23 protein-coding genes and 1 pseudogene are annotated in these 24,115 nt (G+C 68.8%); 15 read left to right on the top strand and 9 right to left on the bottom strand.

The window, feature by feature from the left end; all coding sequences use genetic code 11:
• Nucleotides 1–194: 194 nt before the first annotated feature.
• On the bottom strand, nt 195–791 hold the full coding sequence (locus tag ACGF12_RS35155; RefSeq protein WP_393039526.1) for an HD domain-containing protein: 597 nt from the start codon (nt 789–791) through the stop codon (nt 195–197).
• 471 nt (nt 792–1,262) lie between these two features.
• Nucleotides 1,263–1,775 (bottom strand): helix-turn-helix domain-containing protein, encoded by a 513-nt coding sequence (locus ACGF12_RS35150; protein ID WP_393039522.1) that lies wholly within the window; start codon nt 1,773–1,775, stop codon nt 1,263–1,265.
• Nucleotides 1,776–2,057: 282 nt separating this feature from the next.
• Here ACGF12_RS35150 and ACGF12_RS35145 point away from each other — a divergent pair, with 282 nt between their 5' ends.
• The 8 genes from ACGF12_RS35145 to ACGF12_RS35110 all read left to right on the top strand — a co-directional run bounded on the left by ACGF12_RS35145 (nt 2,058) and on the right by ACGF12_RS35110 (nt 8,678).
• Nucleotides 2,058–2,393 carry a hypothetical protein gene (locus ACGF12_RS35145; RefSeq protein ID WP_393039519.1) on the top strand — a complete coding sequence of 112 codons (336 nt, stop codon included), beginning with the start codon at nt 2,058–2,060 and terminating at the stop codon, nt 2,391–2,393.
• Nucleotides 2,394–2,643: 250 nt separating this feature from the next.
• On the top strand, nt 2,644–3,549 hold the full coding sequence (locus ACGF12_RS35140) for a hypothetical protein (RefSeq protein WP_393039516.1): 906 nt from the start codon (nt 2,644–2,646) through the stop codon (nt 3,547–3,549).
• Complete coding sequence (locus ACGF12_RS35135; RefSeq protein ID WP_393039513.1) at nt 3,549–4,061, top strand: hypothetical protein; 513 nt, start codon at nt 3,549–3,551, stop codon at nt 4,059–4,061. Before ACGF12_RS35140 ends, ACGF12_RS35135 begins: the two co-directional genes overlap by 1 nt.
• 50 nt (nt 4,062–4,111) lie before the next feature.
• Nucleotides 4,112–5,833, top strand: a complete 1,722-nt coding sequence (locus ACGF12_RS35130) for a peptidoglycan-binding protein (protein WP_393039510.1) — start codon at nt 4,112–4,114, stop codon at nt 5,831–5,833.
• On the top strand, nt 5,830–6,510 hold the full coding sequence (locus ACGF12_RS35125; protein WP_393039507.1) for an ABC transporter ATP-binding protein: 681 nt from the start codon (nt 5,830–5,832) through the stop codon (nt 6,508–6,510). The genes ACGF12_RS35130 and ACGF12_RS35125 overlap by 4 nt, the downstream gene beginning before the upstream one ends.
• Nucleotides 6,510–7,778, top strand: a complete 1,269-nt coding sequence (locus tag ACGF12_RS35120; protein ID WP_393039505.1) for an ABC transporter permease — start codon at nt 6,510–6,512, stop codon at nt 7,776–7,778. Before ACGF12_RS35125 ends, ACGF12_RS35120 begins: the two co-directional genes overlap by 1 nt.
• A gap of 336 nt (nt 7,779–8,114) precedes the next feature.
• Nucleotides 8,115–8,396 carry a type II toxin-antitoxin system Phd/YefM family antitoxin gene (locus tag ACGF12_RS35115; protein ID WP_393039502.1) on the top strand — a complete coding sequence of 94 codons (282 nt, stop codon included), beginning with the start codon at nt 8,115–8,117 and terminating at the stop codon, nt 8,394–8,396.
• Nucleotides 8,397–8,399: 3 nt separating this feature from the next.
• Nucleotides 8,400–8,678, top strand: a complete 279-nt coding sequence (locus ACGF12_RS35110) for a type II toxin-antitoxin system RelE/ParE family toxin (RefSeq protein ID WP_393039499.1) — start codon at nt 8,400–8,402, stop codon at nt 8,676–8,678.
• Nucleotides 8,679–10,483: 1,805 nt separating this feature from the next.
• Here ACGF12_RS35110 and ACGF12_RS35105 read toward each other — a convergent pair.
• A pseudogene (locus tag ACGF12_RS35105) lies at nt 10,484–10,745 on the bottom strand (ABC transporter permease); the annotation flags it as partial.
• Nucleotides 10,746–10,799: 54 nt separating this feature from the next.
• On the opposite strand from ACGF12_RS35105, the gene ACGF12_RS35100 reads away from it, so the two are divergent.
• A complete protein-coding gene (locus ACGF12_RS35100) occupies nt 10,800–11,072 on the top strand; it encodes a hypothetical protein (protein WP_393039496.1) in 273 nt (90 codons plus the stop codon).
• Between the two features lie 567 nt (nt 11,073–11,639).
• Here ACGF12_RS35100 and ACGF12_RS35095 read toward each other — a convergent pair.
• From ACGF12_RS35095 to ACGF12_RS35075, 5 genes are all read right to left on the bottom strand, one after another.
• Nucleotides 11,640–12,290 (bottom strand): hypothetical protein, encoded by a 651-nt coding sequence (locus ACGF12_RS35095; protein WP_393039493.1) that lies wholly within the window; start codon nt 12,288–12,290, stop codon nt 11,640–11,642.
• Between the two features lie 206 nt (nt 12,291–12,496).
• Nucleotides 12,497–14,659 (bottom strand): hypothetical protein, encoded by a 2,163-nt coding sequence (locus ACGF12_RS35090; protein ID WP_393039490.1) that lies wholly within the window; start codon nt 14,657–14,659, stop codon nt 12,497–12,499.
• Between the two features lie 764 nt (nt 14,660–15,423).
• Nucleotides 15,424–15,945 (bottom strand): hypothetical protein, encoded by a 522-nt coding sequence (locus ACGF12_RS35085; protein ID WP_393039487.1) that lies wholly within the window; start codon nt 15,943–15,945, stop codon nt 15,424–15,426.
• Nucleotides 15,946–16,214: 269 nt separating this feature from the next.
• A complete protein-coding gene (locus ACGF12_RS35080) occupies nt 16,215–16,784 on the bottom strand; it encodes a peptide deformylase (protein WP_393039484.1) in 570 nt (189 codons plus the stop codon).
• A complete protein-coding gene (locus ACGF12_RS35075; RefSeq protein WP_393039481.1) occupies nt 16,781–17,731 on the bottom strand; it encodes a multiprotein-bridging factor 1 family protein in 951 nt (316 codons plus the stop codon). Before ACGF12_RS35075 ends, ACGF12_RS35080 begins: the two co-directional genes overlap by 4 nt.
• A 165-nt stretch (nt 17,732–17,896) precedes the next feature.
• On the opposite strand from ACGF12_RS35075, the gene ACGF12_RS35070 reads away from it, so the two are divergent.
• Genes ACGF12_RS35070 through ACGF12_RS35055 form a run of 4 tightly spaced genes read left to right on the top strand, consistent with a single transcriptional unit; the run spans nt 17,897 to nt 21,871 of the window.
• Nucleotides 17,897–19,051, top strand: coding sequence for a glycosyltransferase (locus ACGF12_RS35070; RefSeq protein WP_393039478.1), 1,155 nt, complete (start codon nt 17,897–17,899; stop codon nt 19,049–19,051).
• Complete coding sequence (locus tag ACGF12_RS35065) at nt 19,048–19,752, top strand: hypothetical protein (protein WP_393039475.1); 705 nt, start codon at nt 19,048–19,050, stop codon at nt 19,750–19,752. The genes ACGF12_RS35070 and ACGF12_RS35065 overlap by 4 nt, the downstream gene beginning before the upstream one ends.
• Nucleotides 19,749–20,984 (top strand): glycosyltransferase, encoded by a 1,236-nt coding sequence (locus ACGF12_RS35060; RefSeq protein WP_393039472.1) that lies wholly within the window; start codon nt 19,749–19,751, stop codon nt 20,982–20,984. The genes ACGF12_RS35065 and ACGF12_RS35060 overlap by 4 nt, the downstream gene beginning before the upstream one ends.
• Nucleotides 20,981–21,871, top strand: a complete 891-nt coding sequence (locus ACGF12_RS35055) for a hypothetical protein (RefSeq protein ID WP_393039469.1) — start codon at nt 20,981–20,983, stop codon at nt 21,869–21,871. The genes ACGF12_RS35060 and ACGF12_RS35055 overlap by 4 nt, the downstream gene beginning before the upstream one ends.
• Here ACGF12_RS35055 and ACGF12_RS35050 read toward each other — a convergent pair.
• On the bottom strand, nt 21,829–22,329 hold the full coding sequence (locus tag ACGF12_RS35050) for an AAA family ATPase (protein WP_393039466.1): 501 nt from the start codon (nt 22,327–22,329) through the stop codon (nt 21,829–21,831). The two genes, ACGF12_RS35055 and ACGF12_RS35050, sit on opposite strands and share 43 nt — an antisense overlap.
• A 104-nt stretch (nt 22,330–22,433) precedes the next feature.
• Between ACGF12_RS35050 and ACGF12_RS35045 the strand changes: the two genes are divergently transcribed.
• Entirely contained in the window at nt 22,434–23,351 is a 918-nt protein-coding gene (locus ACGF12_RS35045) for an FkbM family methyltransferase (RefSeq protein ID WP_393039463.1), read from the top strand.
• Nucleotides 23,352–23,440: 89 nt separating this feature from the next.
• On the top strand, nt 23,441–23,917 hold the full coding sequence (locus ACGF12_RS35040) for an NUDIX domain-containing protein (protein ID WP_393039460.1): 477 nt from the start codon (nt 23,441–23,443) through the stop codon (nt 23,915–23,917).
• Nucleotides 23,918–24,115: the final 198 nt, after the last annotated feature.

Genomic DNA, 24,115 nt, shown 5'->3' with positions numbered 1-24,115 from the left:
GACCGGACCAGCTACAAGGCCACCATCAGCATCGACATCCTGACGACACCAGACCCGTGACCGGAACCCGCAGGCTCTATCTACACGGCGTTGGATCTAGGCCGGCAGGGGCCGCGGAACGAAGAAGACCCCGACCGGAAACCCGGTCGGGGCCGCCGTCCGGGCACCGGCCGTGAGCTGGGCCGGTGCAGCCCTCAGACGTCCAACGGGTTCGCGGCGATCCTGGCGGCGATGCCGTTGCGCATCGACGCCGCCGCCGAGCTGTCCGGCTTGCGCTGCGCCTGCTCACGGAAGCACGACACGAACTCGTCGCCGAGGCCTAGACGGGGGTGGCGTGCCAGCACTTCGCCCCGGAATGCGGCGGTGAAGTCGTCCACGTTCCGGCCCGAGATGTCCAGGCTGGTGGAGCGTTCGAGCAGGTGGCCCTCGGGGTCGTCGGCCACGTCGACCTGATCCCACATGTGCCGGACGATCACCTCGGCCAGCCGCGTGCGGCGCGCCGCCGGCCATCCGGCACCGGCCGCGAACACCCACGCCACGTGTCCGCCGGCTTCGTCGAATGCCACGGTGTGGCTGTCGAACTCACGCACCAGGCCGATGTCATGGAACATCGCGGCCACGTACAACAACTCCGCGTCGAACGAGATGCCCTGGGACGTGCCGTAGGCCGCCGCCCACAGGTAGGCCCGCGCGGAGTGGTTCAGCAGTGCGGGGGAGCAGTAGGCGGAGGCCACTTCTCGGGCGGTGGCGCACGCGGCGGTGTCGGGGATCGCAAGATCATCGAGTTTCACGTCAGTGATTATCCGTGCCGTCGGACTGTCGGACCGTCGGACCGTCAGGCGGTCGAGGCCGTGGCCTCCGTGACTGCCGTCGGGCGCCGGCTGGATCCGGCCGCGTCGAGGATGCCGGAACGGGCCACCGGGTAGCCGAGACCTTCTTGACGTGCGAGGAGACATCCCGTTCGGCGCGAGCATCCACGCCCACTCCCGGGTCGTGCCGGGCCGGGCGGCGCCAGCCGCTCGCCGGCGACCGGAACGCCGTCCACGAGATACGGGTCGCCGTCGAGGTCGGTACGGTACTGGCTGGGCGGTGATCGCCGGGCGGACCGTGGTGGGCATCAGGCCGAGGAACTGGTCGGGGCGCCGGAAGCCCGCGAAGTGGCTCGCGTCGCGGATCAGTGCGCTCATGGGCCCCCACCAGCTCGGCCGGCTCGATGCCGCCCTCGCGGTCCTGCGCTGTCGTGACGTCGTGCGGGGATGCCCTCAGCGGTGGAGCAGGGTGCGGCGGCGGTCGTCGCGGGAGAGCCGGTCGGCCAGGGCGGCGAGCGGCAGTTCGGGCTGGACGGCCAGGACGGCGCCGAGCAGCCGTACGGCGCTGGGCTGTCCCGAGCACGCGGCCAGCAGGGTCGCGGTGATCCGCGGCTCCCACCGGGCGGGATCGGCCAGGCTGAGCCGGCGGAGGGTCGACACGACCTCGGAGTCGGTCAGCAGCCCTTTCTCCTCGTCGGGGAGGAGGAAGCCGTCCTGGTGCCCGGGATCGCACCGGGCGGGCGTGGTCGCCGCGTGCAGGAAGCCGGAGGCGTGGTCCCCGTCGAGGCCGAGGCCCTTGATCAGCTCTCGCAGGGTGTTGCCGCGGGGCCGACTGCAGCCCCGTTCCAGGTTGCTGATCGCACGGGCCGTGATTCCGGATCGTTTCCCGAGTTCCTCCTGGCTGAGGCCGTGGAGGACGCGGGTACGGCGCAACAGCGCGCCGAAGCTTTCGACCTGCTCTGACACGAATCCCCCCGTGGTCGGTGGCGAGGCAGGTTTGGCTCGGGCGGTGCAGTTCGAGCAGTGCAGTCTAAACAGTAACGGGGCGGCAAAGATGGTGTGATGCACATCACATGCCGCAGTGGTCGGAGTGCGGCGCTCCGGTCCGTTGGGCCTCCGGGAATTCTTCCGGCTATCTTCCGTGGAATTTCGTGTCTAAATTCCTGTTCTCGCTCCGATCGTTTCTGCAGAATTGCTGCCGCGAACGGCCGTTCGGCTGATCGCAGGTCAAGGATCCAGGGAGGGTAAATGCGCAAGATCGCGACCACCGTCGCCGCGGGTCTGCTGAGCCTGGGCGCACTCGGGGCCGGCAGCGGGGTGGCCGAGGCCGGGCAGTGGGGCGGCTACGACACCCGCGACGGCGGTGTGGCTCTGCGCGACTGTGCGTGGACGAGCTGCGGCCTCCACGGCCGCGGCTACAGCGACCAGCATGCGTACATCTACTGCTACGTCTTCGGCCAGAGCATCAATGGCGACGCCGGCTGGGCGGACCACGACCACTACCTTGCGGACTGGTCGTACTACGGCCGCTACTACAGCGCGGACAACTACATGACGTGGGGCGGCAGCATCTACAAGTGCTGAACCGACGCGGTGCGCACGGAGCGGAATCGACCGCTTCGTGCGCACCGCGCATTCGGCGTGCCGCCGGATGGGTCGTCCGACGCGGCGTCCGATATGCCGTCCGATGCGTCGTTCGACGCACCGGAAGTTCTCCTGAAATATCGCGGATACGGCGGTCCCGGCCGCCCGTCCCTGATTGAATCGGTACGAGAGCCTTCGACGGTGAATGATCACTGAATTCGATCACCGTCCGACCAGGGGGGTGGAATTCGTGGTGCGAGCCCGCGGGCTGCGACGATTCGGCGCGGTTGTCGTCCTGGCGGGGCTGGCCACCGGCTGTGGGGGTTCCGGCGGGGGTGGCAGCCATGACGCCGCGCTGGCCGAACCCGCCCTTCCCGCCGTGCTGACCGAGCCCTCCGATGGGGCGGCGGTTCCGCTGCCCCTCGACGGATACGCCGTCAGCAGCGCGGACTCGGCGCTGATCTTCCAGGCCCGGGAGGCGGCCACCCGGACGTGCATGAAGTCGAAGGGCTTCGACTACGCGCCTGCCGTGTTCCCGGCCGCGCCCCCGCCGTCCCCGCTCGACCCCGACTTCCTCGGCATCCTCTCGGCCGCGGCGGCCCGGCAGACCGGCTACCACCGCCCGCCCCCGCCCGCCGGGCAGGGCGCCGTCCAGCAGCAGCGCAACGACAGCCCCGAGTACCGCAAGGCCCTGGAGGGCTCCGGGGGCACGCCCGGAGCCGCTGATCAGGCGCCCGACCGGGGCTGCATGGCCGCGTTCGACCAGCAGCCCGGTGCGACGCCCGCCGCCCCCGCCAAGGACGACGTCGTCGGCGGGCTGAGGTCCAAGGCGTACGAGCACGCCACCGGGGACAGCCGGGTCAAGGCCGCGATCACCAAGTGGGCGGGCTGCATGACCGGGCAGGGATACCACTACTCCACGCCGACACAGGCCAGTTCGGCCGCCTGGGCGGACCCGGCCTCGCAGCAGGAGAAGGACACCGCGGCGGCCGACATGGCGTGCAAGACCCAGGCCCAGCTGCTGGGCACCTGGTACGCGGTCGAGGCGGGGTACCAGGCCGAGCTCATCCAGCAGAACGAGCCGGCCCTGCAGGCGGTCAAGGACCGGGCGAACCAGCGGGTCGCCACGGCCAAGAAGGTACTCGGGGCGGGCTGATGGCGCTCTCACGCAAGCGGGTGCTGCTGCCGCTCGGCCTGCTGGTCGCCGGGGTGTGCGGGGTCGGCTTCCTGGTCGGCAGCCCCGACCACTCCCGTGCCGACACGTCCTGGACCCCGCAGCAGGACCAGGTCCGGCAGCGCTATCTCGTCTACTGGGACGCGCTGTTGCAGGCCAACGCCTCCGGCGACGCCGACGCCCCGGCGCTGGCCGGCGCCGCGGCGAGCAACCAGCTGAACGTCGTTCGGCAGAACGTGGAGCACCTGCACGGCCAGGGCGCGGCGGCCAGGGGCACCGTCGGGCACGCGGTGCGCGGCATCTCCGTCGAGGACGGCGTCGCGACCCTGGTGGACTGCGTCGACGTGCGGAACTGGGTCCAGTACGACCTTGCCACCGGCGCACAACGGACCGGGCAGCTGATCGATCGTCCCAATCAACTGGCAAGCTACACCTTGGCATTGAAAGATGGTCAGTGGATGGTGACGGACAGCAAAACGGGCGGGACGTGCTGAACGGGCGGGTCCCGGACCGTAGGCGCGGGAAGCGGAGAGGGGCCGACGCCATGTCGGTGCAGACGGACGAGCCGTCCGGCGGCCAGGGGGAGGAACCGGTCGAGAGGTCCGACGGCCGGGGCGAGGAACCGGACGAGCTGTCCGGCGGCCAGGAGGAGCCGGTCGAACCGGGGCGGCCGCGGATGGCGCGCCGCCGCCGGGCGCTCCTGGTGGTCGCGGTGGTCGCCGCAGTGGTGGCCGGCGGGGGGCTGGGCGCCGCCTCGCTGATCAAGTCGCCCGCCGAGCGGGCCGCGGATACTGCGCCGCCGCCCAGCACGCTGATGACCGCTCGGGTGACCAAACAACCGCTCACCCAGACCACGGTCGTTCGGGGCCAGGTGTACCCGCCGACGCAGTACAACGTCACGCCGACGGCGGCTTCGGCGGACATCACCCAGCTCTACGTCTCGGCGCTCCCGGTCAAGTCCGGCGACCAGGTCGCCAACGGCAGGCAGCTCGCCGAGGTCTCCGGCCAGCCGCTGTTCGTGTTGGAGGGCCCGGTGCCCGCGTACCGGGATCTCAAGCCGGGCTCCAGCGGGCCGGACGTCGCGGAGCTCCAGGCCGCACTGGAGCGACTCGGCTACGGGCGCGGCGGCGACGCGCAGGGGACGTACGGTCCCGGCACCGCCGAGGCCGTCACCGGCTACTACCGCCACCTCGGCTACCCCGCGCCGACCACCGGTACGACCACCCAGCAGGCCGTCGACACCGCGCGGAAGATCGTCGAGGCCGACCGGCAGGCCATCACCGATCTCAAGGCGCAGCGGGCGGCCGCGGTGTCGACGCCGACCGGCGCACCGACGCCGGCGGGCACCGCAACGGGCAGTGCGAGCTCGGGCGGTGCGAGCTCGGGGGGTGCGAACTCGGGGGGTGTGAGCTCGGGGGGTGTGAGCTCGGGAGGTGCGACGTCCGGAGGTGCGACCTCCGGAGGGCAGGCCCAGGGCGCCCCCGCCGGGCTCGGCCTGGACCAGCAGCTCGTCAACGCCCGGAAGAAGCTGTCCGCCGACGAGGACGACCTCGCCAAGGCGGAGGCTGTCAACGGCCCGATGATCCCGGCCGGTGAGGTGGTCTTCCTGCCCTCGCTGCCGGCCACCGTCACGGCCGTCAACTCATCGGTCGGCGCGCCGCTCTCCGGCCCGCTGCTCTCGCTCACCAGCGGCGGCCTCGCCGTCACGGGGCAGCTCACCTCGGCTCAGGCGGCCGGGATCAAGCCGGGGATGGCGGTCGAGGTCTTCTCCGAGGCGAGCGGGACGACGGTCAAGGGCACCGTGGCCGAACTCGGCGCGCAGAGCACGACTCCACCGGCCGGCCGGGTGATCGCGATAGGCGGCGGGGCCGGAGGGGGTTCCACGACGGGGGCTGGGACCGGTGCCGGGGCAGGCGGGGCCGCGGGAACCGGCGCGGGCGCGCCGAACGCGCCCGGTGGCCAGCCGGTCGCCGCCTACGTGCCCCTGCAGATCACCCCGACCGACCCGTTGCCCGCCGCCTTCAGCGGCCAGAACGTACGGATCACCGTGCTGAAGAGCAGCGCGCCGGACCCGGTGCTGAGCGTCCCGGTCGCGGCCGTGTTCACCGACTCCGCCGGGCAGACCGCCGTCACCAGGGTCGACCAGGCGGGGCAACGTACCACCGTCCCCGTGACGACCGGGGTCAACGCCAACGGCTACGTCGGCGTGACACCCACCGGCGGCGCCCGACTCGCGGAGGGCGACCAGGTGGTGGTCGGTCAGTGACGGCGGTCATCCAACTCACCGGGGTCGGCCGGAGCTTTCCCGGCACCCCACCCGTCGTCGCACTGCACCCCTGCGACCTGACGATCGGCCGGAACGAGTACGTGGCGATCACCGGCCCGTCCGGATCCGGGAAGTCCACCCTGCTGCACCTGCTCGGCCTGCTCGACACCCCGACCACCGGCAGCTACGCCCTGGACGGCATCGACACCGGGCGCCTCTCCGACCGCGACCGCTCCACCCTGCGCGGGCGGCGGATCGGCTTCGTCTTCCAGTCCTTCCACCTGCTGCCGAACCGAACGGCCGAGGAGAACGTGCTGCTCGCCCAGGTCTACAACCGCACCCCGCGCGCTGGGCGCCGGGCGGCTGCCAGGGCCGCCCTGCGCCAGGTCGGCCTCGCCCACCGGATCGACTCCCTGCCAACCGTCCTCTCCGGCGGCGAGCGGCAACGGGTGGCGATCGCCCGGGCACTGGTGAACCGGCCCAGCCTGCTGCTCTGCGACGAACCGACCGGCAACCTGGACTCGGCCAACGCCAAGACCGTGATGGACCACTTCCAGCGGCTGCACGACCAGGGCTACACCCTGGTCGTGATCACCCACGACCCGGCCGTGGCCGCCAGGGCCCAGCGGACCGTACGGATCGGCGACGGCCGCCTCAGTGAGCCGGTGAACGCCTGATGGCCGGTAAGTCCGCCGGCCGCAGCGCGATCGGCGATCCCCCCTCCCGGCTGAGCCTGCGCGACCTGGTCGAGGAGGCCCTGGCCGGGGTGCTGCAGCGGCCCGGCCGCTCGGTGCTGACCATGCTCGGCACGGTGCTCGGCATCGGCGCCTTCGTCGCCGTCCTCGGCCTGACCGCGACCGCCTCGGGACAGATCGGCCGGCAGTTCGATCTCACCAAGGCGACCACGGTGACCGTCGCCGACAACCCGACGGACGACGGCGCGCCCCCCGGTACCAACCCGCCGATGAGCTTCCCCGAGGACGCGGACGCCCGGGCCCGGCAGATCAACGGCGTCACCGCGGCCGGCGTCTGGTGGCGCGTCCCGGGCGGTGAGCACCGGATCTCCACCTCGCCCACCGCCGACGGCTCCACCGGACAGGGGCTCTCCCTCTTCGCGGCCACGCCCGGCGCCGTCGCGGCGATGCAGCCGACCCTCGCCGCCGGGGTCACCCTGGACCCGTACGCCCAGCAGGCCCGGCTGCCCGTGGTGCTGATCAGCCGGACGGCGGCGAGCCGGCTGGGCGTCAACCGTCTCGACGCCCAGCCGGCGATCTTCATCGACGGCCTGCCGTACACCGTGATCGGCGTCTACTCGGACGTCCAGCGGCTCCCCGACACCCTGCTCGGGGTGATCATCCCCGGTACCACGGCGCTGGACCGCTTCGGCAACCCCGGCAAGGGCGAGGACCTGGGCGCCCACCTGGTCGCCGCGACCAGGGTCGGGGCGGCTCCGGTGGTCGCCCGGCAACTGGCGGTGGCGCTGCGCCCCGACGCGGCATCCCGGCTCACGGTGACCCCGCCGCCGGACCCGCACAGCCTGCAGGACCACATCACCTCGGATCTCACCGGCTTGTTCCTGGCGCTCGCCGCGATCTGCCTGGTGGTCGGCGCGGTCGGGATCGCCAACACAACCCTGGTCGCCGTCCTGGAACGCACCCAGGAGATCGGCCTGCGCCGCTCCCTCGGCGCACGCACCCACCACATCGCGGCCCAGTTCCTCACCGAGTCCACCGCCCTCGGCACCCTCGGCGGCCTGATCGGCACCAGCCTGGGCGTCCTCGTCGTCCTCGCGGTCGCCGCTGCCCGCTCCTGGACAGCCGTCCTCCAACCCCTGGCGACCCTCCCCGCCCCCCTGATCGGCACCGTCGTCGGCCTCCTGGCCGGCCTCTACCCAGCCCTCCGTGCCGCCCGCACCGACCCCCTCAAGGCCCTCCGCAGCGGCTGACCCCCCGGCCAACCGGCCACCACACGACGAAGGCCCGGACCGCTGAGCGGTCCGGGCCATCGTTTGCCCTGGCGGGCGAAGGCGGAGGATACGAGATTCGAACTCGTGAGGGGGGTTGCCCCCAACACGCTTTCCAAATGTTCGTCCGGCCGTCCGGCAGAGGTCGCAGGCGTCCTGAGCTGTGGTGGAGCAGAGCACTTGCCGGCTTGTGGACGCTGGCGGACGACGGTGAATGCAACCAGAACTGCAACCACCCGGGCTTGGCGCCATCCGTGCTCCGCCCGTGAGTGCTGCAGCCGGAAGCCCGCCTGGATGTACATCTGCTACATTTGTTGCATGAGTGAGCCGGTGATCGAATCCATGGCCGAGGTTCGCAGTCACCTTGCGGACGTCCTCGATCGCGCGCGTCGGGACGAGACCCCGACGATCATCACGCGGCGCGGCAAGCAGGAAGCCGTCGTGATCGACATCCGCGAGTACCAGCATCTGCGCCAGCTGGCGGAACAGGCCGAAGAGGCATGGCTCAATCGGTTGGCCGACGAGGCGGAGGCCGAAGGCCACGAGGGATCGGTATCGCTCGAGGAGATGGCCGCCATGCTCCGCGCCCACCACGCCTGATCCATGGGCTACGTCACACGGTTCACGTCGCACGCCCAGCGGGACATGCTCAAGATTCCCAGGCCCGACGCTCTGCGGATCCTCTACCGCCTTACCGAACTGCAGAAGGCCCTGGACGAGGGTGACACCACCGCCTTCGACATCAAAGCCCTCCAAGGGCACAGCTCGAGGTGGCGTCTCAGGGTCGGGGACTATCGCGTTGTGTACACCGTCGAGGACGGTCAACTGATCGTTTGGGTCATGACCGTCGGCAACCGCCGCGACATCTATCGCAATCTGTAGACGTTGCCGTAGTTCTGCTGTGGGGGCTCGGACGGATTGCGCTGAGCCCTGCGGAGATGCAGTGCTCGTCGTGCCCGAGGTGTCATTCACTCACCCCGTGTCCACGGCGTACCAGTGGCCACGATGGCGGACCTCCCGGACAGGCTCGGCCGTACTGTGGAAGCTTCCCGCATCCGTACCGCACTCGCCCGGAACTGGGCGACCCCGGAGATGAGGGCGGGTGATGCGGATCCGGTCAGATTTGATCTCGGCAAACTGCAACCACGGAACGACGAAGGCCCGGACTATCGAGTGGTCCGGGCCTTCGTTTGCCCTGGCGGGCAGAGGCGGAGGATGCGAGATTCGAACTCGCGAGGGGTTGCCCCCAACACGCTTTCCAATTCTCCCGAACCCCGTCCGCCGCTGTTCACGCCCGTCCTGACCTGAGGCAGAGTCGGTCTGTGCGCAGGACATGGACTAGGTTGGACGGGCATGAACGAGACCAAGACTGAGACCGGCTGACTCCGGGAGTGCGATCAGTGCAGCACTCTCGAGAGTTGCCGCCACGGGGTGCCAGCCCTGATTTCCATGAAGCATCCGTTGGGATCCTATTTGCCGTGGATATGGGAAGCCCCATTCTCTACGTCATCTGGATGCACAATGGAGTCCTGGATTCCTAGTGTATGCATGAGTGATTTGACTGAAACCACCCTGGCATTGCCGACCCAGAGTATCCGGAAAGAGAGTGATCCCTCCCTGGATTTCCTCGACGCCTGCGCTCCCGAGAGCCCGAGTGCGCCGGCTGCCTTCGTGAAGCTTATATGCTGCGGCAAGAGGTCGGAGACTCGATAGTAGAGATTCCTCCCGTCAACCCAGGACCGCCCGACTTGTGTGGGGCCGATGATAGGGGCAGGCGTCCCGTCCCGTAAGCCATCCCGGAGTTTGCCGTGGAGGCGATTTGCGTAGTCCATGGCTCCCATTCGCTGAAGCAGGGACCCTATGCGCTCGCCGCGGATTCTCTCACTGGTTTCTGGGTCCCGTAAATGGCCCGCATCGATAATCGACGATGCGCGCAGCGTGGAATTTCCCCCTGAGGAATCTTCCGGAATGAAATCCACCATGCTGCCTGTGTTTGCTTCCGAGGAGCTGGAGTTCACCAGGCTGCGGGCGCTGGCGAAGGCATGATTCATCATCAGTTCTTGCAATTTTTTGGGAGGCGTTCTGGCTTCCGCGGACGACCATGTTTCCAGGAGTCCAGCTATCATCGCAGATCTGATATCGGAAACCTCGTAGTGCCAGTTTCGCGCTAGTTCTCTCGACCATCCCTCAAAGTATGGAATTAGCAGATCCAATGCGATCATGAGCCATTTCTCTCGCTCCCGCTGGTCCCCCTCCCTCGCCAGAGTTACCACCGACTCCCATAGGCGCAGGCTTGCTGTTGATTTCGATCGCCCTAGGCGAACTTGTCTGCGTAGCGCCTGATAAGTCGGATGTTTCTTCACTGTGCAAATTTTAATATCGCCCACGTGTGCACATATGGGCTCCTCGCCGCACTTGCGAAGAATTTGTTCAGTAATCACCGTGAAAGCATCGGGCATGATGGTCCAATCGCGCAGGCAGATCCGGCCTGGGGGAATCATGAGGGCGGCTTCTGCTCCGTTGCTCCTCTTCGCACGGATCTAACCCGATCGGGTGAACCATGTTGTGTGCACAGCAGGATGCGGAGATCGGGTCAAGGAGACTGTCAGCAGGCGTGGCGGTTACTTCGCGTTGTTGCTGGCGGCCTCGGCGTTCGGGCCGAACAGGCCTGTGCCGACAGCGATTCAGGTGAGTCCCATGGCGAAGAGGACCGAAACTCCAGGGTGGTTGTGTGCGTGGACTGGAAGCCGATGGCCACGGCGACGCTGCCCGCGAGACCGCGCTCGCGACCGACCACGGCGCGCTGCCGGCGGCGTGCCCGACGAGCGCCGAAGGGCGGTGGATCGCCATCGTGCGGAAGCGGGCGACGGGGCCCTTGGCCATGTCGTTGGAGGCGGACACCGCAGTTCCAGCCACGGTGCTGCCTATGGCCATCAGCGAGTGCCCGGGATCATGCACGTGATCTATACGGTGTGGCCGCCACAGCCACATCGTGGACGAGTCATGCAGGGCGAGGGCCTGGGGGTCGCATCGGACAGCCTCCCCGGACTGGACGAGCAGTCCACCAGGCTCCAGGTCGCCGAATCCGCTTGGCAGAGCGTCATCGCCTTCATCTCCGGTCGCAACGCCCCGGCCGCTGCACGCCCGGGAAGCATCGCCCACTTCAGCGACTTCATCAGCGAGAGCATCCTTCGCACTGCGGAGCAGGCCCGCGAAGTCCTCCATGCGAACCCGAAACGACCCGGACGGCACCTGCCGGGTTCGGATCGCGGGTAGGCGGCCAGCACGACGAAGGCCTGGGCCGCTGAGCGGTCCAGGCCTTCGTGAAGGCGGAGGATACGAGATTCGAACTCGTGAGGGGTTGCCCCCAACACGCTTTCCAATTCTGCTCAGCACTGTCCGGGGCCGTCCATACCCGTTCTGACCTGCGGACATTCGGTCGTTGGGGCAGCGGCCGAACGGGCCTGAACCGCGATGAATGAGACCAGAACTGAGACCAGCGGGCGATCGTGTCGCAGGTGCGGGCCAGCGATGCCAACAGCAACGGCGGCGGTCGGCATGCGGGGCTTCAGCTCCATGAGCCACATCCCGAGCGACTACTCACGGTAGCAAATCTTGTCTGCTGTTGGCTCCTCCCCTCCGGCTACCGATTTTCCGGACCGTCCGAAGGCGTGGCCTCTCGACCGTGACCGTGCAGTCGGTAGACCAATTCGTCGGGGTAGCGGGTGACGCGGGCCAGTCGCCAGGCGGCGTCGTACGACATTCGATCAGGGGTTTGAGCTTGGAGGCGCAGAGCCAAGAGGCATGTGACTGGGTCTAGGAGACATCGCCACAGCGTCAATTTCACTCTTGCTCCGAGGCGGCCTTGATGAGTGCTTGGGCTGCTTTCTCATCACCGTGTACCTTGACGGCCTTTGCCAGGATTGTCAGGAATTCCTTGCGGCCCTCCTCGGTGAGGCCAGCCACGAAGTCGTGGAGCAATTGGGCGACGACCACCCAACGTGTTTGCGGTTGCCACTGCTGAACTTCGCGCACCAAGTCCGGAAGACTTGTGCCAGCAGGAGGCCCTCCCAGCCGGGGCCAGTGCTCCGTATAGCGCTCCAGCAAGGTGTAAAGGCGGGCCGAAGCGGGGTCGGCGAGGATCTCCGCGCGTAAGAAGTCCGCGCGCGCTCGTGCTTGCCTGCGGGCTAACGTGTCCAGCTCGTACTCGCGGCGAAGCTGGTCCTCCTCTTGAGCGTGCTCCTCACGCCTCCGGTCCTCTTCCCGCTTCTGCTCCTGGCGCCGACGAGCCTCTTCGAGGGCGTACCCCTGGCGCATTCGCTCCGCCAGGAGAGCAGCCTTCTGAGTGGAGCCATCGATCGTCAGGCGGACATGGCCGTCCAGTACCTCGACGCCGTACCCCGTTAGCGGCAGCAGCGTTCGCAAGGCCGCGTTGATGTCCTGCTCGGCAGCGTCGCATCGTAATATGTCGCATGATGCTGCGGCCTTGTCCACGATGTCCCGGACGAGACGCGCTGCGTCGTGCGGTTTGCCGGGGGTACCCGTTTGCTCTGCCCGCCACGTCACATATACCTGCGTGGTGAACCGCAGCGTTGGATCACTACTGACCGGTCGGTCGGTGAACGTGTAAGTCCACGTGGGGGGCGGGAGCAGAAGTTGCTCGGCCGGCGCCTTTGGCCGCAGCCAGGGAATGTATCGCCTCACGCGGCGCCGGTCCCCTCGAAGCTGGCGCCGTCCTCGCTAGAGTCCTCCTGCTCCTGCTCCTGCTCCTGCTCCTGCACCGCGGAGTACAGATCCTCGTCGAGGAGGGCGCCCAGCTCCTGCCGCACTGCCTCTCGTTCCTCAGAGAATGGGCGATCTTCTCCTTGAACCCAGCCGTACGCGCAAGCGCGTAACGTCTCACGTAAGACTCGCCCCTCCTCTGTCCCGCGTAGGTCAACAGCCTTCCGCAGGGAATGAAGAATGAGGTCTTTCAGGGGACGGTGCCGCAGGGCCGCGTCCAACCAAAGGAACACCGCCATGTCTACTTGCCTTGTCCCGGCTGGCCCTGGTCCCTCCCTCAACAGGGTCCGCCAGCCCTGGACCAGGCCATCTGTCGATGGACGGAATTCCTCTCCATCTCCATAGTCAGGATTGTCGAGGATCAGTGGGATGTCGAGACTGTCCGGTCCTGCGGTTGTCGCAAGAGCAGCGAAGGTCTGGCGACCGACGGTGTCCTTAATCTTGTCGTTTCCGCACCAGTCAACGATGTCCTTGAACAGCAGGGGCCGCACCGACACATCTGCCCAGAGAGTACGCACAGCGTCTTGCAACGCACCTGCCACTTCGGGATTCTCTGCGGCATACCGCAGGCACCGCAGTGCCTTTCCGGTGTGAGTGCGGCCAAATTTTCCAGCGCAGACAGATACGACGGCCAATGGCAGAGCAACGCCTGTTTTGCGGCTCGCCCACCCCCGCAGCATCGTGTGAATGTACGGAGCGCTAACAGGATTAACGGCTGCGTCATCCAAGAGATCGGTGGCCAGGGGCCACAGTCCCTTCTTGGGGTACTTGTGCCACGCTTTGACGATCTCCTCCAGCGGTTCCTGGCGGCGGTGGCGAACCGCCCAGCGAACAGCGAAATCTCCGACTCTCTCAGCTAGCGCCCGCCGATAGTCAAGGCCGACGCTCTCCATGGTCAGTTTCGGTTCGGTTAGGGGTGCCTGTGCTAGCCACTCCAGGAACGGCACGCGGGCGAGCGGGCGGTCGGTCCAGAAGTACTCCAGAGCGGCGTCGTCCCAGTGTGGGCGCCGGAAGGTGAGTACGCCTTCCTTCGTGCGGTCCGCGTGGATTGCCCGGGTCATAGCGATCACACCGGGCGCCTTCTGCCCTGTGACCTCGACGTCGTCCCCTTCAAGTAGCTCGCTGAGATCGGCGGCCTTGGCATAGATGTGGCTGATAGGTGCTCCGCGTAGCACAGCAGCGGTCACCAGAAAGTTGCGTTGGAAACTGGTTCGGCCCGCCTGCTCGTGCCATCTATGGAGGTCGTCCTCCCAGTTATCGCGAGCGGCCGCGACCTCGGCTACTTGCTCGGCGATCGCCCCATCGGTGTCGGCTGCGGCTTCGGCGCGACGTCGCTGCAATGCATCGAGGCCCACGGAACCCTCATCGATGGCCCGCAAGGCAGTCCTTCGAGCCTCGCGCATGAGTTCCACAATTCGCAGAACCTCGGTCGGACTTTGACCTTCCAGCAGGGCTTTCATCGTCAGATTCCTGAGCCAGGAAGCCACCGGAAAATCGGGCTCCTCGGCACGCAGCCATCGTTCCGCGACGTCGGCGGGCCGCGCCGCACCAAGGTCAGGTGCTACGCCCTCCGGAGCTCCGCGGCCGATGCGGCGCCATTGGTCGGGAGTAGTGATCACAATGAGACGACTATGGCGCGCACTGAGGTGCTCCTGGACGTCCTTCAGGTTTGCGCCAAATGAGTCGTGGATCTCGAAGTCGTCTTCATCTGCTGGGAGTTCGAGCACGTATCCACGGTGGTGTTCGCGAGGCAGGCGCTTGGCGGGAAAGATCGAAGCGCTTCCGAACGAGAGCGGCCAGACTTCCTTGATGAGCCCGTCCTCCACGAGGCGGGCCATAAGGGCGTAGGCAGTGATGTTGCGACTCGTGCCAGACGGTCGGCTGAGGATCAGAATGGAGCCCACCGGCTCTAGAAGTGAGTACGCGCCATTGAAGGTACTGCGCTCAGTCTCCGTGAAGTAGTTGCCGCCCTGCGTCGTGTACAGCTCCGCATATACCTCGCGGACAACGTCAAGGTACCCGGCGGAAATCGGCGCATGGGTATCGAGCGTTTGCTCGAAGACGTTCTTCACGGCGATCATCTCGCCATTGTTGATTAGAGCGCGCTGAAAGAGTGCGGCTTGGCGAAAGGCTTCTACCGTGGCTGGGTCTGGCGTCTGTCGCTGGGACCCGGCACCCGACGGGCCTTCTGGCGGCATGGCAGAGTCAACGAGAGCGTCACGCGAAGCCTGGATATCGACTCTGGGTGAGTCGCCGAGAGAAGCGCCATGGACCACTGAGTCGGTGCGCGGCAGCGTGCCTTGTGATCGAGCGTCGCCTGCTGAGTGTGGGTAGCCTGGCCACGAATCCACCGCCGCTGTAGCGCGTTCCTCGCCGTGGATGGTGGGGCCGTCGGCTGACGCTCGTAGCGCTGAACCCTCGAAGACCTCTGCCTCCACGTTTGGAGAGGGCGGGGAAAGGTACGTCCCCATCTCGTCTACGAAGCCGCCACGGGGCGCTGCGATGTCCGTGGGCTGAACCTCGTGCGGCGTCGCCCTTGAGGTTGAAGCTGTCCCGTCCTCTCGGGCCTCCCGAATGGTGCCAGTTGGATGCGGGGACTCGTCGGTGGCCTGCGCTGCTGGTTCACCACCCGCAGGCAGGGAGCGATCTGCAGGGGCCGGCGAGCCCGCCGCGGAATCCCGGCGAGGCTCCGCAGCGTCCCCTGTCGGGTCGCTTGTCGAGGGAGTGGACGAAGCCCCGGCTGCGAACGGCGTAGACGGCTGTCCATCGAGTCGTCCGTACGGATCGGACTCTTGTGAGCCTGGTCGGGCGTTATCGTTCTCGAAGCTCATGGGTGTCGTTAGCCTCAGCCAATTGGTCCGTCGAAGTGCAGCCCGACTTGTTCGCCCGTCTCTGTGATGGTCTTGGCGGTCTGCACAACCCGGACTCGGCCCTTAGCTGTCATCCCCTGCGCGCGGATGCCCACCTGCTGACCTGAAATCTCGTCGACGTGCTGAGAGACTTCGGCACCCGGCCGAGGGCGCTGCTCATCTCCAAACGGGAGTCCGCAGCCATATACCTCTTCAAGATCCCGACGTAGCTGACCCAGGAGATCACGAAGCGCCTCGTCGTTACCCTGCAGCAGGCCCGGGCGCGACAGGTATACCCGGAGGGCACCCTGAGCCTGATTGATGCGCTCGACGCGGGCGTCTGTAAGTTCTGCGGCCCGCACCCGAAGGAGTTCTGCCTGCCCAGCCACGCGCTCCGGCTCGTCGATCGCGACACGGCCGGCCCGCCGGTCGAGTACGGCACCCGCGCGGTCGAACAAGAACTTGACCGCTTCGGTCAACACCGTTCCGGCAAGCGCCGGAAAGGCCATCGGATCCATGATGCGTCCCCTCCCAGTCCCCATCACACCTGATCCGACATGCGATCCCACAGGGCCGGACCAACGGTAAGATCGTTACTCACAGTATGTAGATGATCACCGCGATGGAAGTCTCAATCAGGCCAGATCGAGCCGTGGGAGGCAGAACTGTCCGAAGTGCTGCGCTGACACCTCTTACGGGCGGCACGGTCCAGGCGCGAGGTCCAGCTCAGCGCCGCAGCCGAGAGATACGGCCATTACGGACAGCCCATGGCGCAAGTCACTGCGGTCTACTGCTTGTAGGCCCAGGTTTGGCCGGTCTGCCGGTATTGCTCTACCGGGATGGGCCCAATCCCGGGTCGCATACGTGCGGTATAGAGCAAGCCCTCGAGGTGGTCGACCTCGTGGTGGAGCAGGCGGGCGAGTCCCCGTTCGTAAGTGGTGGCTGTCCGCTGGCCGTCGAGCGTGGTGGTTTCCACCGTGATCCGCAGTGGTCGGGGGACTACGCCTCGGACGTCGAAGAAGGAGAGGCAGCCTTCGTACTGCTCATCCGTCTCATTGGAGCGGTCGGTGATGGTCGGGTTGAGCAGGACGATCGCTGGTGCTCCGGGCTCCGCCGGCTGGACGATGGCGGCGGCCCGGCCGATCCCGATCTGCGGTGCCGCAATGCCCATGCCTTTGGCGAAGGGGTGGACCTGGCCGATGCGCTCCATCGCGGTGAACAGCTTCTCGACGACCTGCTCGGCGGCCTCGCGCTCGGTGGGCAGGTCGAACGGTCGGGCGGGCTCGGCGAGGACGGGCGCGCCCTCCTGGACGACGCCGAGGTCACGCATCTGCTCGCTGGGCCGCACCTGGATCACCTGAACTCCCCTTGGGTCGTGTCGCGTTCGGGTCGGGCCCGGAAACGCCATTCCAGACGGTATCGGGCATGGAGGGCGGGCGTGGACGTGCTCCAGGAGAAGACCCGCAGACCGCCCTCCTCACGCCGGATCGGGGCGGTCCGCAGCGGCACCGCCTCAGCGGTCATCGATGTCTCGGTACCCCACACCGCTGGGTCGAGGTCGACTGGGAAGGCGAGTTCGACTTCCAGGTGCTCGGTGGGGAGGCGGACCGCGCGCTGGAACCAGCGGCCCCACTTCTCCTCACCGACCGAGTAGGCGTACTCGATCCATACCGACTCGCCTGGGTACAGCGGGAAGCGGCCCTGCTCGTTCTCGAAGAGCAGCCAGACCTCCTTGAACGCGTCGCGGTCGTGCTTGGCCTGCCAGCGCATCGCCTCCCCGCGGCAGGTCGCGGTCAGCGCGAGCTCGTCCCAGGTCAGCGGGTGCTCGCGGTAGTGCGCATTGGAACGCTCCGGCTCGCCGGGGTAGCGGTCCACGCTGATGCGGATCAGGTAGCGGGTGATCGGCTCGCTGCCGGTGTTCCGCAACAGCCGGCGCATCGTCAGCCGGTAGCTGGAGCCGTCGAAGTCCAGGCGGGCGGCGTCGTGCTCGACGATGATCGCCGATCCGGTCGCGTACGGCTGCTCTGCTCGGCGGGGCGGCGGCGGGGCGGCGCCCGGCGCCGTCCGGTTCCTGGCCGCCTCGTAGTCCAGCCAGCGCTTCCACAGGGCCTTGCCCGCGTTCAGGGTCTCCTCGGCCCGGCGGGCGAAGTCCTCGGTGGGCTTGTGCCGACCGGACTCCACATGGCTCACGTACGACGGGTCGAAGCCCATCTTGATGGCCAACTTCCGCTTGGACAGGCCCCGCACCTCACGCCAGTGGGCGACCTCCGCCGCGAACGCCTCGGCGGCCTGCTCAACCGTCAAGACCTCGTCCCGCGCGTCCATCAAAGCCCCCGCCCTGGCTGCCGGATGAGATGAATGAACCGTGAGTGATCCCGATTCATCATTCTGTCACGGTCCTGATCGCCAGTTTCCTTCTTTTACCGACCCGGGTCGAGCCCCGGGCTCCGAGAAGGAGGGTCACACGCGATGCGCCTGCTCTACCTGCTCAACGTCTCCAACTCCAGCCGACTGACTGCCGACTCCGGCTTCACCTTCGCCGACCTACTCGCCCCGGCTCTGGCGGATGCCGGGGTGGAGGTGACCATGGCCTCCCCGGTCCCGGCCGGCGACGAGCGCGTGCACTTCACCCGGACCGCCTCGCCGGCCACCAAGTACCGGGCCCGGTTCGACCCGGGCATGGGCGCGATGGTGCGGCTGTTCCGCCGCCATCGGCCCGAGGTGGTCGTCGCCAACCAGATCGAGGCCGCACCGGCGATCCGGGCCGCCCTGCTGGAGGCCGGGGTGGATGCGCGGATCGTCGGCTACTGCCACTACCTGCCGTTCTCCTTCACCGACACCGGCAAGCTGGAGCTGGACCCGGCGATGGACGACGGCGGTTTGGGCCGCAGCGTGCTGCTGGCCTTCGCCGCTGGCCTCGCGGCCTGCGACCGCGTCCTGGTCCACTCCTCCACCGCCGCCTCCTGGACCAGCGCGGCCGCCGCCTGCACCAGCGTGGAGCTCGGCGAGAAGCTGCACGTGGTCCCCGCCCCCAGGGACGTGCGCCTGGTGCGCGACCCGGCCGACGTCACCCCGCCGGAAGGGAGGGCCACCGGCATCTACAACCACCGCCTGTACGCCCACTACGGCACCGCCCGCTTCACCCAGCTCGCCCGCCACCTCGTCGCCGAGGCCCCGGTGCGACTGACCGTGATGGACCTGTTCGGCACCCGCAGTGCCGAGCGGATCCGCCTGGATCCCAGCCCCGAGCGGAACTTGGAGGAGCTGGCGGCCGTGGACGGCGTTGCCATCGCCTCCGACCGCGGCGACCGCGTCCGCTACCGCAACCTGCTGGCCGGTGCCCACTTCGGCATCGCGCCGTTCCGGCCCGGCTGCCCCTGGTCCATGTCGGTCATCGACTGCCAGGCGATGGGCCTGCCCGTGATCGGCCCGCGCAGTGGCTGGCTGGCCGAGCACATCGACCCCGAGCTGCTGTTCGACACCGACGACCAGGCCGCCCGGATCGCCGGACGGCTGGCCACCGACCCGGAGTTCTACCTGCTGCACGCCAAGCGCGCGTACGCCTCCACCATCGACCTCGCGCCCGCCGCAGTGGCCGCCCGCTACCTGGAGGCGATCAAGTGAGCGGCTTCGACACGGTCCAGCTTTCCTACGACGAGCCGTTGGCCGACTCCCTGCACACCCGCCTGGCCCGGGTGCTGGGCGGCAACGTCAAGCGCCTGCACGGGGTGCGCGGGATGCGCCGCGCCTACCGGCTGACCGCCGAACTGGTCGACACCGACCAGTTCTTCCTCGCCGACGGAGACTTCGCCATCGACCCCGCCTTCCCCGCGGCCACGGTGCAGCCGCTGTCCGAGGGGGTGTCCATGCGGGTCTGGCGGGCCGTCAACCCGGTCAACGGCCTCACCTACGGCTACGGCGGCCTCAAGCTCATCCGCACCAGCGCGCTACGGGAAATGGGCCAGGCGGTCGATGTGCTGGCCGCGCTGCCCGGACGCGTCGAGTTCAGCGAGCACACCGCCGGCACCACGCTCTTCAACCAGAGCCCGTTCCACGCCTGGAAGGCGGGCTTTCGCGAGTGCGCGATGCTCGCACGCGGCAGCGAGTACGGCATGGCCGACGCCTCCGCCCAGGAACGCATCATGGCCTGGACAGCCAGCCAGGATGGCGACTTCGCCCACTACGCGGCTGCCGGTGCCCGTGACGGGTGCGACTTCGCTCACCTGGCGGCCCGCGACCCCAAGCGGTTCGAGGCGCTCAACGACCCGAACTGGCTGCACCGGCACTTCACCGCGCTGCACGGCGAGCAGGCGATCGCAGGATGAGCGCCAGGACCGGGCCGCTGGTCCTGATCGAGCCGTACGCCCACCTCGGCGGCGGGCACCACCAGCGCACCCTGACCGCGCTCGCTGCCGCCCGCCCGGGTGCTGTGGTCATCACCCCGCAGGGGATCGCCGACGGCCCCGGTCCACTGCTGCGGAGCGGCGCCTGCATCGCCGCCGGACCGGTGGGCCCGGCGGCGAAGGCCCTGCGGGCCGCAGCACGCTCGGCGGAAGGCGTCTCGACCGCCGGCCGGCGGGCCTTCCGCTCACGGCGCTGGCCGCTGCCGCTCCGCCGACTGCCGCACCAGGTCACCCTGATCGCCCGCTGCCTGACCGAAGCCGCGTGCCTTCGCACTGCCCGCCGCCTCGCCCCGCAGCCTGGGGCGGTGTTGATCCTCAGCGCGAGCGAGGCCCTGCACGGCGTGGCCGCCCTGCTCGGCGGCGGCCGACACCTGCGGTTCATCCACGAGCTCGTCACCACCGAGGACCGGCCGCTCCGCTGGTTGGGCCGACTCGCCGTGCGGGGCGAGAAGCGCGTGGTCGCGCTCTACCCGACCACCGCTGTCCGCGACCAGCTCCAGCGGCGCTTCCCCCACCTGCCCGCCCGGGTGCGGGCGTTCGCGGTCGACGACGGTCGGCGCCTGACCGAGGCCGAACGCGACGGCGCCCGCTCTGCCTTCACCATTCCCACTGGTGCGACGGCCGTGTGCCTGGTCGGCGGCTGGTGGCCGTACAAGGACCTCGCCACCGTCGACGCCGCCCTGGCCCGCATCACCGAGCCGCTGCACGTCCTGGTCTGCGGCACCCCGCTGGACGACGCGGTACTCGAGCGCTGGCACCGCCTGCCCCGCGTCCGGGTCCACACCGTGCCCGGCCCGGTCGGCGAAGACGTCCTTCGGCTCGTCTACGCTGCCGCCGATGCTGCCCTGGTGGCACGGCGTCCCGGGACCGGCAAGGAATCGGGGCTGGTCATGGACGCCGCCCGGCTCGGGGTGCCGCTGGTCGTCTCCGACCACGACCCGGACCTGACCGAGCGGCTGGCCGGACAGCCCTGGACCCGGCTCTTCCCGGCCGGCGACCCGGACGCCCTCGCCAAGACCCTGGACCAGCTGGCGGACGGGCCGCCCGCCCGGCCGGGGCCGCAGGCCCCGGCGGCGGTGGGCCTGCTGCCGGCCTGCGAGCAGGCCGCCTACCTCACCGAGACGTACACCGACCTGGTCAAGGAGTACCGATGACGACCGCCGCCCCCGCCCTGGTCGCCGTGATCGGCCCGGTCGAACCGGCCCTGCTGACCGCCTGGACCGCCCACTACCGCGCGCTCGGCGTCGAGCGCTTCCGCCTCGCCTTCCACTTCGCCGAGCACGTCCCCGACGCCTGGCGCCGCCAGCTGCTGGACACCGCCCAGAGCCTCGGCCTTCCCACCGGCCAGGTCAGCACCGGAGCGTGGCACGAGCACACCAACACCGAACTGCGCGACGCGCTGCGGGAGCAGGCCGGCCCCGGCTGGCACCTGCTCGCCGACTCCGACGAGTTCCAGACCTATCCGGCCCCACTCGGCGAGATCACCGAGGCAGCCGAAGAGAACGGCTGGGCGGTGGTGGGCGGCTTGATGCTCGACCGCGTGGCCGCTGACGGCCGACTCGCCCTCTGGCGCCCCGAGACCGGACTCGACCGCGCCTTCCCGCTCGGCGGCCACCTCACCCACCGCCTCCTCCAGGGTGACCCCCGCAAGATCGTCCTCGCGCTCTCGGACGTCGCCGTGGCCTCCGGCAACCACCGCGCCCCCGGCCGCAGGCCCGATCCGCACACGCTCGCGTGCGTCCACCACTTCAAGTGGCGCGCCGGCGTCCTGGACGACCTACGGCGCAGGGTCGACCGCTTCGCCTCCGGCGCCTGGACCGAGCACACCCCCGCCGTCCGGACCGAGGCCACCCGCCTGCTGCAGCACATCGACCGCCACCACGGCCGCATCGACGTCTCCGACTCCCGCCTGGCCTTCCGTCACGTCACCCTCGACCGCCTGCCCGACGACTGGGCTACCGAAGCCGCCCAGGTCCATGCCGCCTGGCGCCCGCTCCGTCAGAGCCAGCCCGGCTCCACGATCTCCTCGCCCTCGTCCTGAGGCGTCTCGAACCGCGCGAAGAAGTCGTCCAGAGCCTCAGGGGTCACGATCAGCGCGTTCGCGTCCCCCCGCTGGTTGCGCTCGGCCAGCCTGCGCAGTAGCTCGTCCCGATCGACGGGGAAGTACAGCAGCCGCCACCGACCGCCGGCCGACTCCACCAGTTCCTTCATCGCGTCGCGGTCCTTACGCGGCCACAACCCGTGGTCCCACACCACGTCCCGGCCCTCGGAGACCAACTCGACCAGCCGGGAGTGCAGCTCGGCGACGACCGGGGCCTCCTTCTCGAAGTAGGTGTTCTCCGGGTAGTCGACGCCGTACCGACCGTGCCGCTCGTGGACGACCTCGTCCACCGACAGCCGCACCGCACCCTGCGGCTCCAGCTCCCGCTGGGCGTAGGTCGTCTTCCCCGAACCGGTGAGCCCCACCAGCAGGAACACCACCGGGCCACTCTCGGCCACCGACAACTCCCCTCACCACCGCCAGCGTTCACCGGCAAGTCTGCCACCACGGCCGTCTCCGTGAGCCGTGTTCCGCACCCTCCGCCACCCGAAGGACTACACGCGTGCCCGCCTCCGCCCTCGCCCGCCTGCTGCGGGCCTACGTCCGCCACGCGCCCGGAACAGTCGGCAAGGCCGAGCTAATCGACCGTTTCCTCGACGACCACTTGCGAATCCGTCCCCTCCACACCACCGCCCGGCTCCGCTCGGGTGACCTGGTCACCGTCACCACCAGCGACGTCATCCAGCGCTACCAGTACCTCTTCGGCGAGTGGGAGCCGAACCTGAGCGCCTTCCTGCGCGACCGCCTGCGGCCCGGGGACACCTTCATCGACGTCGGAGCCCACCGCGGCGCGTTCAGCCTCCTGGCCTCCCACGCAGTCGGACCGACCGGCCGCGTCATCGCCATCGAGCCCACCCCGCAGTTCCACGACGACCTGACTGTCGCGGCCACCACCAACCACCGCGCCAACATCCGCGCCGTCCGCGCTGCCGCCTCCGACCTCACCGGCACGCTGACCCTCTACCTGGAGGACCCGGCCAACCTCGGCCACACCACCGCCATCCGGCCCCGCCACGTCCACACCACCTTCCACGTGCCGGCCGCACCGCTCGCCGAACTCCTCGGCCAGGCCGAACTCGACACCGTGCGAGTCATCAAGATCGACGTCGAGGGCGCCGAGGCGGCGGCGGTCAGGGGGCTGCTGCCCGCGCTGCCGCACCTGCGCGAGGACGTCGAGCTGGTCGTGGAAGTCACCCCCAAGCTCCTGGCCAAGCAGGGCGAGAGCGCCGCCGGGATCATCGACAGCCTGCGCGAGCACGGCTTCCACGCCTACACGCTCACCAATGACTACGACCCGGCCACCTACCCCCAGGCCATGCGCCGACCGCAGCCGCCTGCCCGATGCACCGAGACCCCGGAGCACATGACCGACCTGGTCTTCTCGCGCACAGACGCTGACCGGCTCACGCTCGGGCGCTGAGCACCCATGCCGCCCTAGCTGCGGAGCCAGTCTCAGCCACCCGCCCGGACCACCGAAATCCTCCGGCACTTCAACAAGGAGTGGGCACCGTGACCACTACCAGCGTGATGAACAGCCGCAATGCGGTCAGCGTGATCGTCCACGACCAGGACACCGACATGATCGCCGCCGTGCTCTACGCCGCCCGCAACTGGTCCCCCCAGCCAGCCTGGACCGTCCCCGGTGGCAAGGTCGAGCCCGGTGAAGCCCTGGACGAGGCCGCCGCCCGCGAGCTCAAGGAGGAGACCGGCCTGCTCGTCGACCCGGCCGATCTCGTACTCGTCCACGTCATCCACGTCGAGCAGGGCTTTGACCAGGCCGGGCAGTTCGTCCTCTTCGTCTTCGCCACCGACCGGTGGACCGGCGAACTGACCAACACCGAGCCGGACAAACACCTGGCTGCCCAGTGGGTCGCTGGGGACCGCCTTCCTGAGCCCGCGTTCCCGACAGCTACGCAGGCCCTTGCCACGTACCGGGATGGAGGTCCCTCCTTCTCCCGCTACGGATGGTCGACCACCACGGCGTGATAGGCGGGCGGGGCGCAAGGGCGGTTGCCAGTACCGGAACCTCTGCCTGACCGACGCTCTACGGGCGGCCACCCAGCGGGTAGCCGCCCGTAGAGCTGTTGGTCTAGTCCCAACGCCGTGTAGATAGAGCCTTGGGCGGTTGCGTCAAGTCGCCTGAAATGGGACGGAGCTCCTGCTAGAACCGTGTCGGCCAAGATC

The organism is Kitasatospora sp. NPDC048296, from assembly GCF_043201815.1.
Classification (GTDB): Bacteria; Actinomycetota; Actinomycetes; order Streptomycetales; family Streptomycetaceae; genus Kitasatospora.
This window is presented reverse-complemented; position numbering and strand designations above follow the sequence as displayed.